Annotated in this window: 12 protein-coding genes and 1 tRNA gene; 6 read left to right on the plus strand and 7 right to left on the minus strand. The window is 51.9% G+C overall.

Features of this window, described 5'->3' with window-relative positions; all coding sequences use genetic code 11:
- Window positions 1–26: 26 nt before the first annotated feature.
- Window positions 27–1,250 carry a response regulator gene (locus tag NOU37_00395; protein ID MCQ4573699.1) on the minus strand — a complete coding sequence of 408 codons (1,224 nt, stop codon included), beginning with the start codon at window positions 1,248–1,250 and terminating at the stop codon, window positions 27–29.
- A gap of 867 nt (window positions 1,251–2,117) precedes the next feature.
- Window positions 2,118–2,191 (minus strand) — tRNA-Arg (locus tag NOU37_00400).
- Window positions 2,192–2,486: 295 nt separating this feature from the next.
- On the opposite strand from NOU37_00400, the gene NOU37_00405 reads away from it, so the two are divergent.
- From NOU37_00405 to NOU37_00420, 4 genes are all read left to right on the plus strand, one after another.
- Window positions 2,487–3,614 (plus strand): SDR family oxidoreductase, encoded by a 1,128-nt coding sequence (locus tag NOU37_00405; GenBank protein ID MCQ4573700.1) that lies wholly within the window; start codon window positions 2,487–2,489, stop codon window positions 3,612–3,614.
- On the plus strand, window positions 3,614–3,976 hold the full coding sequence (locus NOU37_00410; protein MCQ4573701.1) for an SCP2 sterol-binding domain-containing protein: 363 nt from the start codon (window positions 3,614–3,616) through the stop codon (window positions 3,974–3,976). The genes NOU37_00405 and NOU37_00410 overlap by 1 nt, the downstream gene beginning before the upstream one ends.
- A gap of 468 nt (window positions 3,977–4,444) precedes the next feature.
- Window positions 4,445–5,089 carry a flavodoxin family protein gene (locus tag NOU37_00415; protein ID MCQ4573702.1) on the plus strand — a complete coding sequence of 215 codons (645 nt, stop codon included), beginning with the start codon at window positions 4,445–4,447 and terminating at the stop codon, window positions 5,087–5,089.
- A 28-nt stretch (window positions 5,090–5,117) separates the two neighbouring features.
- Window positions 5,118–6,479 (plus strand): hypothetical protein, encoded by a 1,362-nt coding sequence (locus NOU37_00420; GenBank protein ID MCQ4573703.1) that lies wholly within the window; start codon window positions 5,118–5,120, stop codon window positions 6,477–6,479.
- Between the two features lie 193 nt (window positions 6,480–6,672).
- Here NOU37_00420 and hisS read toward each other — a convergent pair whose 3' ends face one another.
- Entirely contained in the window at window positions 6,673–7,986 is a 1,314-nt protein-coding gene (hisS, locus tag NOU37_00425) for a histidine--tRNA ligase (protein MCQ4573704.1), read from the minus strand.
- A 246-nt stretch (window positions 7,987–8,232) separates the two neighbouring features.
- On the opposite strand from hisS, the gene NOU37_00430 reads away from it, so the two are divergent.
- On the plus strand, window positions 8,233–8,400 hold the full coding sequence (locus NOU37_00430) for a hypothetical protein (GenBank protein MCQ4573705.1): 168 nt from the start codon (window positions 8,233–8,235) through the stop codon (window positions 8,398–8,400).
- Between the two features lie 337 nt (window positions 8,401–8,737).
- Here NOU37_00430 and lpxB read toward each other — a convergent pair whose 3' ends face one another.
- From lpxB to NOU37_00445, 3 genes are read right to left on the minus strand one after another with little or no spacing between them, the layout of a single operon-like run.
- Window positions 8,738–9,880, minus strand: a complete 1,143-nt coding sequence (gene lpxB / locus NOU37_00435) for a lipid-A-disaccharide synthase (protein ID MCQ4573706.1) — start codon at window positions 9,878–9,880, stop codon at window positions 8,738–8,740.
- Between the two features lie 20 nt (window positions 9,881–9,900).
- Window positions 9,901–10,251: a hypothetical protein gene (locus NOU37_00440; protein ID MCQ4573707.1), complete on the minus strand. Its 351-nt coding sequence runs from the start codon at window positions 10,249–10,251 to the stop codon at window positions 9,901–9,903.
- A 5-nt stretch (window positions 10,252–10,256) separates the two neighbouring features.
- Window positions 10,257–11,651, minus strand: coding sequence for a hypothetical protein (locus tag NOU37_00445; protein MCQ4573708.1), 1,395 nt, complete (start codon window positions 11,649–11,651; stop codon window positions 10,257–10,259).
- Window positions 11,652–11,856: 205 nt separating this feature from the next.
- Between NOU37_00445 and NOU37_00450 the strand changes: the two genes are divergently transcribed.
- Entirely contained in the window at window positions 11,857–12,333 is a 477-nt protein-coding gene (locus NOU37_00450; GenBank protein ID MCQ4573709.1) for a hypothetical protein, read from the plus strand.
- Window positions 12,334–12,389: 56 nt separating this feature from the next.
- On the opposite strand, the gene NOU37_00455 is transcribed toward NOU37_00450, so the two are convergent.
- Entirely contained in the window at window positions 12,390–13,571 is a 1,182-nt protein-coding gene (locus NOU37_00455) for an MFS transporter (GenBank protein MCQ4573710.1), read from the minus strand.

A 13,571-nucleotide genomic window follows, 5' to 3' on the forward strand; every position in this document is an offset into this window, starting at 1 on the left:
CGGATTCGCTCAGGCAAAAATTGCCACTACGGCTTCTGGGACGGTTCGTACGCTGGCTGTGCGGCGGCGGGCTTTCTGATTATCGGGAGTCTCAGGGTAATTGTGCTGCCCTTTCCTTCCTCACTTTCCACGTCTATCTTGCCGCCGTGTCTTGTTATTATGCCGTAGACGATACTCATGCCCAGCCCGCTGTCCGCAGGGGTCTTTGTGGAGAAAAACGGTTCAAAGATACTCTCCCGCGCTTTTTTCGACATGCCCACGCCGGTGTCAGATATACTAACACAGATGTAGTCGCCGTCCCTCCACGAACGAAAGGAGAGACGTCCCCCCTCAGGCATTGCGTCCAGGGCGTTATTGATTATATTTTCCAGCGCGCTCCTTAATTCGGAAGGGTCGGCCTCTATGGTCGGTATTTTTTTAAGACCGCCCAGGTCTATGTCGAAGGTTATTCCCCTGGCCTGCGCCATCTCTTTCCACATGGGCCTTGAAAAATCAACCTCATCTTGTATCAACCCGCGCATGTTTACCGGAACAAACCTGGATGAATCAGCCTTTGGCCTGGTGGACTCATACATCTTGTGGATAATCTCGGCGCCGTCCCGGGTCACCTTACGGAGGGCGTTAAGACCTTCCGTTATCTCTTTATGTTCCTCATGGCCGCCCTCCAGCAGCTGCGGGTTACTCTGGATGACTGCAAAGAGACTGTTAAACTCGTGGGAAAGCCCCGCAACCACCGCGCTCAGGGCCCTTAATTTTTCCGCTTGCGGGAGGCTCTTCCCCGACCGCGTTTCCTCCGCAATATCGCCCACAACGGCAATGAGCTTCTCTATCAAGGCGCGGTATTCTTTTGACGATTTACGCAGACTCTCCTCAACGTCTTTTTTATGAAAGGTTATCTCAATGGTCGCCCTTATCTGGTCTTCATTAAACGGTTTCAGGATATACCCGAAGGGTTCCACCTTCTTCGCCCTCTTGATGAACCTGTCATCCGCGTAGGCGGTCAGAAAAGTGACCGGAATACCCAGTTCGGCCTTTATTGTCTCGGCGGCCTCTATACCGTCTAACTCTCCCGGCATGACGATGTCCATCAGGATCAGGCTGGGTTTCAGCTCCCGGGCTAGCTTCACGGCCTCCGTCCCCGAGGACGCCGTGCCCACCACGTCGTAGCCGCCCTTCCGCAGCTCACGCACCAGAAGCGCAGTGTCGTCTTCAGAATCCTCAACGATCAACACCTTAAGCGGTCTACCCATATAATCCCTGTCCTGTATCACGAAGCCCCTGCAAAAGTCACCTCAATGCCCGGTGTCATTCTGAGGCAGTCAATGTGCGCATACATTAACAACAAAATATCAAGCCTCTCGTATGTGGACCTGAGCCACCCGCTTTTGCAAAAAACGTAGGTGAGAGGGCCCCCGTATATAATATTAGAGGTTGCGTCCGGACACGCTTGGACCACCTCCAGGTTAGACGCAAAGGTATCGGTTTTTGTCTCAGGTGTCAACCGTTTATTTTACTAGGGGTTACGGGGGAACAACCTTCTCCATTACAACTGTTTGTTTGAGGTTATTCCGGTTATCCGGACAGTGGCCGTTTAATAGAGGGTGCAACGTGATTCTCCACGAGGCAGGACAAAATTTCATCCATACAGGTCGAGTCTGTTGTGCAGATAAAGAGACATTCCTTTTGGTAAGAGGAAGTCAATGACTTTAAAAGGAAGGAGGAAGGAGGCCAGTTGCCCCCGGCCTGGCCTCCTTCCTGCAAAGACATTCTTCCTGCCATTTACTGTCTAAGGAAGAAGGATAGATTGATTGAAGGCAGTATTCTATAAGAATACAATTTTGATGCCAAGCCCATGGATTTTTGCAGGGGGGATGTGGCCGGTATCTTACGCTGCGCCAGGTTAGCTATCTGTACAGAAATCAAAGGCTTATCTCTGGTTGCGAAAACCTTAAAATGGGCCTGCGGTTATTGAGACCGTTCTCAACGAAGTGTCGCCATATCGCAATCTACGACACCATAAGATAATCGGTCAAAAAGGCAGTTCGGTTAAACGCAGGTCTATAAAGGTGTGGGCGCGGCAAGCATCCATTAATTGAGCATATCATAAAATAAGCAAGCGCGCCGGGGAGGACTCGAACCCCCGACCGTCGGATTAGAAATCCGATGCTCTATCCAACTGAGCTACCGGCGCACATTCTCTACCGTACTTTTACGTATTGTAGCAAAACCGCCCATGCAATCAACATTTCTTGATATTTTCGTCAAATCTGTTGTAATGGAAAACTAGACACTTGCAAGCGCCGGGAAATTCGTATACAAATAACGATTTAGTTTTAGGAAAGAAGCCAGATTCAGGGAAAAGGGGATTGCTTGCTTATGTCTTTCGCCTTTTCTTTAATAATGGTTTCCTTTTCCTGCATTGACCGTCTTTGAGGGCCATAAGTAGCTCGAGGTTTATATACCGGGATTATGTTTTTGTCCATTTTATGAAAACGATCCTCATAACGGGCGGTACGGGGTTCCTGGGCGGTAGCCTTGTCAGGAGATTGGCCAGGAAAGATTATCGGCTCATCCTGCTGGTAAGAAATAAAGGTAAACTAGGCGGCGGCGGTCTTGGAAGACTGCTTGCCGAGGAAGACGGTAAAGTACCCGCACACTCGGCTAGAATTGAACTCTTGGAGGGTGACGTCACCCGGCCCCTTCTCGGCCTTGAGAGTAAAGTGTTTCTGAGGCTGGCTGACGAGGTAGACACGGTATTCCATTGTGCGGCACTCACGGATTTTGACGACAGGGACACCCTGCTGCGCACAAACTTTGTCGGCACAAAGGAGGTGCTGGACTTTGCTGTGGCGCAAAGGCCGAAGCGCTATCACCATATTAGCAGCGCATTTGTGAGTGGCAAAAGTAATCCTCAGTGGAATAACGCGACACGCAAAGGAAGATATAACAACGCCTATGAGGAGTCAAAGCTCGTTGGCGAGGTATTAGTTAGGAAGTATACCTCTTTGTATCGACTACCTGCTACCATTTATCGGCCCTCGATGATAATAGGAAGTTCAAAGAACGGTTACACAAAGTGTTTTAAGGGTATGTACTTCTTTGCAAAGGCATTGTACTTAATCTCTAAGACTTCCGAGTACGCGCGCGGTGAATCTTTCAGGATGTTCGGGCTCATAGATGCCGGTATAAACCTTGTCCCGATGGACTACGTAGCCGACAGCATCATGGCAATTTCCGGTGACGATGACGATGAGAGAAGCATCGGAAAGACTTTCAACGTAATAAACCCCAACCCGCCAAGCCTGCAACAACTAAAAGTGCTGCTGGTCCGTACCATGGGCATAAGAGACCCGGAGATAGTGCCACTCACTGACCAGACTACACTTAATTCGCTGGAAAGGTTATATCTGTCCTATACAAGGCCATACCTCCCTTACGTTCACAATAAATACAAGTTTTATTCCAGCAATACCCGGGAACTCCTTATGGAAAAGGACATTATCTGTCCCAGGATAGACCGCCGGCTTGTATCGCTCCTAACAGACTTTGCCATAAGAAACAACTGGGGCAATGACACGGAACAAAAAAAGCCGGTGCTTGGAGGGCTTAACTGATGCAGAGACCCGATATCCCGGACGAGACCACACACAGAGAATACTTCGGCAACCTGGTGATACCCCGGATAAACAACTCACCAATGACCCGCATCGAAGGGCTGAACATCAAGTTGCAGTTTGAAATTACCGGCAGGGACGCGGGCAAATGGACACTTGTGGTCGAGGACGGCAAGGCAAAGGAAGTAGTCGAGGGAGATGCCATTATACCCGACTGCACCCTGGGCTTGAGTGGAGACGTCTTTATGGGCATAGTAAGGCAGGAAATAAACCCGCTAAACGCCTTCTTCGAAGGAAAGATAAAGGTAAGTGGTGATACCACGGCGGCCATAAGGATAGCCGCACTTGCCCCATACCTTTAGGAATAATAAGGGAACGTGCCCGTTTTGTCGTGAAACGTAGAGCAAAATCAAGTCCTTTAAATAGCGGATGTGGTTTAGACAGACTTTTTGTACATCGGCAGGACGTTCACCGCAGGACATTCAAAGGTGGAGCCCGGTATTATGTCACTTGCATAGGCCCTCAAGCAATGGCATACTTATCGGTGTCTTCACCACGGGGGCCGAGCTAGCCTCGGCCCTCACTTTATCTCTTTGGCTGAGGCCCCCAAGTATTGGTCGGGCTTGTAGTACCTACCTGGTTAGGGTGCTCTTTAGAGGTACGTGCAAACGGCCCGGGGAGCTTCAACAGCGCTTAACCGGTTTGTATCCTCGGACAACCAATAGCCATTTACTAGTCAAGGCAGATTTGATAGACTCTGTCATCCGGGGTGGATGAGCATGCCCTCAGTATGACAGTCGAGCAGGTATTTGTAGAGGTTTTTTAGAGATATGAACCCTCCGGTACTCGGAATAAGCGGGAGTCCGATAGAAAACAGTAACACAGACCGCCTGATAAAGATGATACTTGATGAGACGGGTCTGGATTGGGAATTTATAAAGCTCTCGGAACTCGATATACATCCGTGCAACGCGTGTAAGGGTTGTGTGAGCGACAACGTGTGCAAGCAGGAAGACGACTGGCAGGGTATAGCAGGCAAGGTGCTTGACGCCCAGGCGCTGGTAATAGGGGGCTACGCGCCGTACGGGAGCCTTGACGCCCGGACCAAGGCGTTTATGGAGCGAATGTACTGTTTCCGCCACCAGAAAGCGCTCAGCACGGGCAAGCTGGGCGTGGCGGTTGCGGTGGGCATCAACGAGAACGATATTCCCGGTGCAGAACGCGCGGCGGAGCAAATAGTGCAGTTTATGCAGATGGAGCGGATGGAGGTGCTTGGACAGGTGACCGCGTCGGGGAACGTGCCATGCCTCTCATGCGGCTACGGCACGGAGTGCGAGATCAGCGCTGTCCCGTGGATATTCGGCAAGGTAGACACCATTACTGATGATATGTTCAAGCGGGTGGAAGACCAGCCCGGGGTGATTGAACAGGCTGCGCGCCTGGGTAGAGAGATAAAAAGGCGTTTGAATAATTAAATAGGGGGCCTTAGTAACAGAGGGCATTATGGCAAAGACCGATGTGTTTGACTGGAAGCGTTGTCCGGACGCCGAGCGCTTTATAAAGGGACACGTAAACACCTTTCTGAAGACAAACCAATGGGCCGCTAACTTCGCAACTTCTCTCGTAGAAAAAACCGGTACTCTGTTTTTTGACTGGATAGACCACATAGTAATGCCCGATTCTGGAAACATCAGGGCCACACTGGAGAATCTCGGCTTCAGCAAAAATCCTCTGGCTGAGACCCCTCCGGGTATATCCGCCTACTCGCATCCCGGAGCCATATTCCCAGACATACTTATAAGCGAAGGTACAGAAGAATCAGTTCTGGAGGTGGCGCTGAAGCCCGAAGCGCTGGCGGCGTTTGCGGCCGTCCACAGCATGACGCACGCCGTGGAGGGTGAGCCCCTCACCCGTTATCGCAGGCTGGTCGTGAGCGAAGAGAATAACACGAGACTTCTGGCCGTGGAACGCCGCGGGTATCGAGGGTACGTTCCAGAAAAACCGAAAGCCAGGTATTATACCAAATACGCAGACACAGAGGGGCTCTGGCGGTCAAGGTGCCGCTGGTATGCGGACGAGAAGGACGGGTTCAGAGAGGCCAAAGAGACGATTGACGACATGATTTCCCGTGTGGGCAGGGACCTTGCGGCTTATCTTATCTTTAAGGCGGAGCGCGAGTACTGGGTCTTCCGGAACCGTGCGGCACGTATCCAGAAGGGACGTCAAGATACGCTCGGCCTTGGCTGGGGCAATCATGACCATCATGCCTTCAGGTGCTCTCGCAGGCATATGTCAGACCTGATAGGCATACTGGAAAGGCTTGGATTCGTGTGCCGGGAGCGGTTTTACGCCGGTAAAGAGGCCGGCTGGGGGGCGCAGGTGCTGAGGCATATGGTTTTACGGATAACCGTCTTTGTCGACCTGGACCTGACGCCGGAGGAGACAGGGATAGATTTCGCGCACCGGCCCCTGCCGCCGGTGAATAAACTGGGCGCGGTCGGACTCTGGGTGGGCCTCCACGGCGAGAGCTTCTTCCAGGCCGGGCTACACCACATGGCAGGCAGGTTCGATTTCGAGCGGCTCCGTAAAGACCTGGCGAAAGAAGGTGTTGAGAGCATGAAGCCTTTCTCCAATTTTGACTTCCTTAAGCAGTCATTTACCGAGGGTGAGGTCTGGCGGGTGAAACAGGAGCGGGCAAAGAGGCTTTTAGAGGATGGGTATATAACAGAGGGGGAGAGCCGTAGATTTACCGAAAAAGGTGTAAGGGGAAGCCATCTGGAGAATTTGCAGAGGAGGGAGGGTTTTAAGGGGTTTAACCAGAAATCCATCAGCGCCGTCATCCGGGCCACCGACCCCAGGCGGTAAACTCTAACATAGGACTGGGGCTCTGTCCCCGGTCAGATGTTAAATGCATGGCGTATCATCAAACATGGGTGGCAGAGCACCTATGCTATATCTGTTACGATGAGTTTGCAGGGACAGGTTTTCTTGGCGTGCCCTTATCGCGGGGCGAGAAGCACCGCGCTATCCGCTACAGGACATATTGCGCCGGCAGGAACTAGTCCCAGTTCTCGGCGTCTACCTGCGAGTATACCGCTAACTGGTCTTCGGTGAGGAGCTTTTCTTTGCCGGTCTCCATATCCTTCAATTTCACCAGTCCCTGGGCCAGCTCGTCGGGTCCGATTACAATGACCCTCTTCGCCCCCCGCTTGTTTGCCGACCGCATCTGTGCCTTCGGGCTCCGGCCTTCATAGTCCAGGTCGCAGGAGAGGCCCTGCGCCCTCAGCCTCTGGGCGATCTTGAAGCACTCCCTGTGCGTGCCGTCGCCGATGGAGACCAGATATACCTGTGTTACGGGTTCACCCTCGTCTACCGGCACTTTATTCTGATATGCCTTTTCAAGGGCGAGCATGCTGCTCTCCATGCCCATGGCGAAGCCGACGGCGCCGGTTGGCGGACCGCCTATCTCGGCGATGAGGTTATCGTAACGCCCGCCGGCGCAGATGGCACTCCTGGCGCCGAGCATCGGGAGGACTACCTCGTATACGGTCTTGGTGTAGTAATCGAGTCCCCTTACCAGGAAGGCGTCCAGGTCGTACTTTATGTTTATGTCTGTTAATGCCTCTTTGACCACCTCAAAGTGGTCTTTACACGCCTTGCAAAGATAGTGGTATATCACGGGCATCTTGCGGGCTATTTCTTTGCATCTGTCTTCCTTGCAGTCGAGGACGCGGAAGACGTTTCTCTCCATACGTGCCAGGCATAGCTTGCAGAGGTCCTTTTTGTGTTGTGACAGTTGCTCTTTTAATGTCTTGCGATACGACGGCCTGCACTCCTCGCACCCGATGGTGTTTAGTTTTACTTCATAATCGACCAGGCCGAGGCGGTCATATACCTGGGTGGCCACGCTTATCGTCTCCACGTCTACAAGTGGGTCCATCGTGCCCACTGCCTCTATGCCCATCTGGTGGAATTGCCGGAGACGGCCCGCCTGGGGTCTTTCCTTTCGGAACTGGGGTCCGACATAGTAGAATTTTTGAAATTTCTGCGTCTTGTACAGTTCGTACTCGACGTATGCGCGCATCACCCCGGCGGTGTTTTCCGGCCGGAGCGTGATGGATGAGCCTTCGCTGTCAGAAAAAGTATACATCTCTTTTTCTACGATGTCTGTGGTATTACCGATGCCCCTGACGAAGAGCCCGGTGTTTTCAAAGACGGGGGTGCGGACCTCGTGGTAGCCGGAGAGCTCGAATATCTCCCTGGCTACCTCCTCGAGCCTCCGCCACAGGCGCCACTGATGAGGCAGTATGTCTTCCATGCCCCGTGGTGCCCGTAACTCCAGGTTTTTCTTTGGTTTCTCTTCGCTGGCCATAGCGTGTCGGTTAATCTTTTCTATGCATAGACTTATAAATATAGAGCCATTATAACGGTTGTAGCCGTGGATTCAAGCTCTTTGGAAACAGGCTTGGAATTCCCGGGGATTTGTTGTATTTTCTGTTGAATGACAGTTGGCGAAGGTGGCGGATGACGGACGGTGTCCGGTTGTCAGGATGTGCCTTTCCCCTCGATGTGAGAGGTTATTATCAGGGGCTGGTGTTTGTGTATTCAGGGAGGAAGCATGAAATTTACTGGATGGCTGTTTATGCTGGCAGGTCTGCTGCTTGTACTCGATGCCTTATACTGTGGTATAATGCTGGGGTCGATGAAGAAGGAGATGATTTTATTATTTATAGGTGTTGTGGTCTTTTATCTGGGGAGGATGATTGAGGCAAGGGCGCCACAATGAAACAAGGCCCGGTCTATAATCGAGGCCTGCCGGTCCTTTTCCCTGGCCGTGTTTCCCTGCGACGACCTTTAGCCTGTTCCTCCAGGGTTTTTTGTGTCCTGGGGTCCTTTCTGTTGTCCCGCATCAAATATCTGCGAAAGAGTATTTGGATGGCAAAAAATATGCCCACGAGAAAGGTGATCGCGGCGGCTGCTGTGATTGCCTGAAGAGCTTGATTCACGTCCACATTCCTTTTGGCTGGAGTTAAACCATTTCCTGCCGTTTAAGTAAGACCCTGCCAATAAAAGATTATAATTTTCATCGCAAACGGGTGCAAGTGTTAACTGAACCTGGTCTGCTAAACGCTGCTGTTTATCATACGTAAGACCTCTTCCGCCGCGTGCACTGACGCACCGGTCCCGCCTACGGCTGCCTTGACCCGTTTTAATCCCTCTATGATGTACTTCCTCTTGTCTGTGTCCTGCAGCAGTTCCAGAACCCGGTCGGCTATCCATTGATGGTTGTCTCTCCACATGAGTGCTTCGGGGACAAGATGCTCCCCGGCAACCATGTTGACGAGGCACAGGAAGGGGGTTTCTATGTACGGCTTTGCCACGAAGTATGCAAACGGTGTAATACGGTAAACGACCACCATCGGGGTAAGATGAGCGGCCACCTCCAGAGTTACCGTTCCGGAGCTGCCCAGGCAGACGGTGGATGCCTCAATGACCTCCGGCAGGTTGCCGATGACTATCTCACCCGGGAAATCGAACCTGCTTACGATACTATTTACCAGGTCTACGTTCCGCGGATGGTGGCAGGATATGATGAAATTTGTCTGCGGTAGTTTCTTCCGCACGACGTCTGCCGCCCTCAGGAATATGGGCAGGAGCTTGTTTATCTCCTGCTCTCTGCTTCCCGGCAGGATTGAGACCAGGCACTCTCCCTTCTCAGCCTTAAGGCGGTCTACCAGGGCGTCGTCTTGCGCCCGTTTGCTGAGTTCGTCAAAGAGCGGGTGGCCTACGTACTTGAAGGACATACCTGTAGGGGCATAAAATTCCTCTTCGAAGGGATAAACAAGGAGCAGCTGTTTAACTACTTTTTTCAGCTTTTTTATCCTCCAGCTGCCGTGGGCCCAGAGCTGGGGGCATATGTAGTAGATGACCGGCACCCCGCGTTTGGCCGCCGCGCGTGCGAGGTAGATATTGAGGCCGGCGTAATCTATCAATACGGCAAGGTCCGGCTTTTCTTCATCGAAGAAGCGTTTGCAGTCGTTGTACACCTGCCAGAGGGTGGGTATCTTGATGAGGGTGCTTGCCCACATGATTGCGTGGTCGTCCATCGCGTGCATACAATGGAGTCCGGCGTCGTGCATCCTGTCTATCCCCAATCCATAGAACGTCACGCCGGGGTTTCTCTTGAGTACCTCCTTCATGAGGTTGGCGCCGTGGATGTCACCCGAAGGGTCGCCTGCACTTATGAATATCTTTTTCTCAGTCAACGTCTCGCCTCATCAGGTAGCTATGTGTTTGTTGTCAGAAGAAAATCCAGGACGGTGCTCAACAGATTAATGGTAAACAACACAAACGCGCCTCCCCATACGAACGCCCAGGAGTATGACATGTCGAAGCAAAACCACCCGTACATCACGTCCAGCCAGAACAGCGTTATGAGAAATGCCGGCAGGAAAACGTTGATGCTGATGATTAACCAGAACAACACACGGTGCTCGGGGACGAGGATTTCATGACAGACATTAACTTCTATCAGGAAAAATACTATGAGTGTCAGGAGGCTGAGCCTGACCCAGCACCTGGAGTACAGAGTGCCGGCGAACACCAGGACCAGAAGAGCGATTATCATTGGTTGCATGTCAGTTATGGTTTCCTGACGTCACTGGAAAACTGTAGTGAAGTTCCGGGTTTCTTTACGCCAAAAGCCCTCAGTAGTACGTTCGTCTGACGAGGTATCTTCGTCATGTAGTTTAACTTCCTCCCCGATACCGTGTTCGTTACCAGCTTAATATCCTTCAACCTGTCCAGCAGCTTAAGAGACGTGAATCCGCTTCCCATCTGCAACCGGGAGACCCCTTTGTCCAGGTCGTTCTTAAGAAGATACGCAAGCAGACATATCAAGACATATCCCCTTTTGTATCCAACTCTGGACAATGTCCCGGGAGGGGCCGTTATACTGCCGAGAAATTCTTGCAGTTTAAGGTGTTCTCGGTGGGCCCTTACGGTTTTGGTCAGAAACGCACGGCCCGTGACGTTTGTCTTCAGCACAAACTTAACGCCACTCTTATCCCGGGAACGGGCGGTCTTCCTGGAAATTACGTAAGTACGGGTCTTTTTATTATTGCCGGTCTTTATTCTATGTGCCACCCATGCCCTGCCTGCCCCGCAGGCGACCCTGTTAACGGCCTTTTTATTCCACCTGTTTATGAAGGCCACATAGGGTAAGTCCTCTTTGTGGAAGAGGTTAATAGTGCCGTTGCCTACGGTCTGCCTGTTGGTTACGAACGTTGTCTTACGCCCTTTCAGGTACCGTCCGATGCCGTCGTGTGCGAGCAGGTCCTGCATAAAGGACCGGGGGCTTTTCCCCTCATATATGCCGTATGCCCAGGCAACACCACCGGCAACGAGGATTACCAGTAGTGAACCCTTCTCTTTTAGTGGGCTTTTGCGCGCACCAGGGGTATTCATCCTGAACCTGATAATATAGCAAAAGGACGCGGACCTTTTCTGAACGGCCTTCGATATGACGCGCAGTCCGCTGCTGCCGCCGTCTCTCCCCAGGTGCGTTAAAAGCCCCAGGACCGTCTTTTTGAGGCGAACCCTGCCTGAACGCAGGGGACCGGCCAGTTCTGGTAGATAAACCCTGCCCAGCCATTCATCAAGTGAGGGTTGACCACCGGGGTACAGCAGATGGTGAAACGTAAGGGCCATGAGACAGGGCCTCATCCTTTCGGAGAGCTTGTCGTTACCAAGAACGTTCTCGATTTTAAGTCTGTTCCATACAGTCTTCAAAAGGAGCATGTTTCCATACTCCTTCACCGATTCGGACTTCAGCTCTTTAAGCGGAATGAACCTCTCACCGGAATAATTACCCAGAGATTTCGTGAGCCCCGGCAGCTTATGCCTTACCTTCTCCACGTTGCCGAGGTTCCACAGCACCCGTTGCTTTATCTTTCCGTTGTGCCTGTAGTTCTCGACTATCCGCAGGTAACGGTGTATTTTCCCGCCGCTCTTGGTCTCTACAATCCTTGCAAACATAATTTATCTTGTTGTATATTGCACACCAGAGGCCCCTTCGTTAACACTATTGGTTATAAGTTTAATTATGTAGACAGGTTTGTCAATGATGATTAAACTTGGTACTAAAATATAGTAACGCTTTGACAGCGTCGTATCTGCTCAACGTAGCGGCTTCTATCTATATGAAGGCATGTGATTAGTTAGTAAACGTTCTACAGACACTATGAGAGTTTCCAACCACATAAAGACGTCCGGTGTCCTGGGCCTGGGCGTTTATGCCTACACGGGTGAGTTTGTGCCCGCCGCAGCATGTTTTTTGAGCGGGTGGCTCATTGATGTGGACCACTTCTTAGACTGGTGGATGAGTTTCGGGCCTACACTGCAGTATACGCGTGTACTCAACAATTTTTCAAGAAGCAGGCTTCGTCGTTTTTATGTGGTATTTCATGCGTGGGAATATGTGATTTGTCTTTTAGCGGTCTACCTCCTGTACGGTCTTCCCCAGTGGGCAGTCTACGCGGCTCTGGGTTACACGTGCCACCTGACACTAGACCAGATATTTAACGGCCCCAAGAGGCCTTTCGCCTACTTTATTACGTACAGGGCGCTCCACAACTTTAATTCTTTTTTCCTTGTTAGAGGCAGCAAGTTTGCACCAGTGTTTGCGAAAAAGCAGGTTGCGCAGACCGATGGTCACTAATTGTGTCTGCACTTTATAAATATGCGGACGGTTGCCGGGGAGATGCGGCAACCCTTTTACTCTACCCTCTTGAATTCCTTGCGCGCCAGATACACGCACAACAAGCATATGGCCGCGGCAATACCAAAACCGGTGAAGTAACTGCCGGTCATATCTCTGGAGGCACCCAAAACAATGGGCATAAAGAATCCCCCCAGGCCGCCGGCCGCGCCCACCAGACCTCCGATCGCTCCTGTCTCCGCGGCGAAGTAAGTAGGTACCAGCTTATAAACGACACCGTTGCCGATACCCAAAAGGGCGCCGAGCAGGACAAAAGCCACAGATGCCATGGTGAGATTGGGCCTTAACCCTTCCAGAATGAGAAGGGCTGCTATCAGGATATACAGCACGATGAGCATCTTCCTCCCGTCCATCCTGTCGGCAAGATAACCTCCAATGGGCCTTATGAATGACGTGACAAGTATAAAGACGGTTGTCAGGTCACCGGCCTGTACGGGTGTGATGTTGTAGACCTTTTTGAAGTACGCCGGCAGGAATAACGAGAAACAAACGAAACCGCCAAACGTTACCCAGTAAAATGCGCAAAATGTCCAGGCAAGAGGGGTCCGCCTGAACACGCCCATTATCTCACCGAGTGACTTCGTGCTTGCGCCCGTTGGCGCGTCAGTGGTGAACTGCCAGTAAAGAACGGCCATTATAAGGCAGGGGATGGCATAGAGGGGAAAGATGCTGTGCCAGTCCCCGCCGAAATACATGATAAGGCGTGGTACAAACAGCGTAGACAGGGCGGCTCCGACGTTCCCGATACCGTATATACCGAGCACGAGTCCCTGCCTGTGTTGAGGGTACCACCTTGATACGTGGGGAATACCTACGGCAAAGGACGTCCCCGACATGCCGAAGAGGAAACCGCATACGAACAGGAAGCCGTATGTGTTGGCGTACATAGCCGCAATGGTGGGCAGGAAACAGAATAACAGCAGGGCGCTGAAGACCTTTCGGCCGCCGTACATATCGGTGAGAATGCCCATGGGGATGCGCATGACGGCGCCCAGAAATGCCGGTATGGATATAAGCAGGGCGAGCTGGGTCTCGCTGATGTGTAGTTCTTCCCTGAAGTACGGACCTAAAGGGGCATAAAGGGCCCACACGGCAAAGCACACCCCAAAGGCCGCCGTGGCAAAAGAGAGTACTGTTGTATTGCCCTGTGGTTTGAAGGCGGCCGCGTCATTGGTCAT

Origin of the sequence: Candidatus Bathyanammoxibius amoris (assembly GCA_024451685.1) — a bacterium.
GTDB classification, from domain to species: Bacteria; Planctomycetota; Brocadiia; order Brocadiales; family Bathyanammoxibiaceae; genus Bathyanammoxibius; species Bathyanammoxibius amoris.

What these genes read in the sequence shown, in the direction of transcription:
- NOU37_00415 (MCQ4573702.1), top strand. Translation starts at nt 4,445, where the DNA reads ATGAACCCTCCGGTACTCGGAATAAGCGGGAGTCCGATAGAAAACAGT.
- NOU37_00395 (MCQ4573699.1), bottom strand. Translation starts at nt 1,250, where the DNA reads ATGGGTAGACCGCTTAAGGTGTTGATCGTTGAGGATTCTGAAGACGAC.
- NOU37_00440 (MCQ4573707.1), bottom strand. Translation starts at nt 10,251, where the DNA reads ATGCAACCAATGATAATCGCTCTTCTGGTCCTGGTGTTCGCCGGCACT.
- NOU37_00420 (MCQ4573703.1), top strand. Translation starts at nt 5,118, where the DNA reads ATGGCAAAGACCGATGTGTTTGACTGGAAGCGTTGTCCGGACGCCGAG.
- NOU37_00450 (MCQ4573709.1), top strand. Translation starts at nt 11,857, where the DNA reads ATGAGAGTTTCCAACCACATAAAGACGTCCGGTGTCCTGGGCCTGGGC.
- hisS (MCQ4573704.1), bottom strand. Translation starts at nt 7,986, where the DNA reads ATGGCCAGCGAAGAGAAACCAAAGAAAAACCTGGAGTTACGGGCACCA.
- NOU37_00455 (MCQ4573710.1), bottom strand. Translation starts at nt 13,571, where the DNA reads ATGACCAATGACGCGGCCGCCTTCAAACCACAGGGCAATACAACAGTA.
- NOU37_00405 (MCQ4573700.1), top strand. Translation starts at nt 2,487, where the DNA reads ATGAAAACGATCCTCATAACGGGCGGTACGGGGTTCCTGGGCGGTAGC.
- NOU37_00430 (MCQ4573705.1), top strand. Translation starts at nt 8,233, where the DNA reads ATGAAATTTACTGGATGGCTGTTTATGCTGGCAGGTCTGCTGCTTGTA.
- NOU37_00445 (MCQ4573708.1), bottom strand. Translation starts at nt 11,651, where the DNA reads ATGTTTGCAAGGATTGTAGAGACCAAGAGCGGCGGGAAAATACACCGT.
- NOU37_00410 (MCQ4573701.1), top strand. Translation starts at nt 3,614, where the DNA reads ATGCAGAGACCCGATATCCCGGACGAGACCACACACAGAGAATACTTC.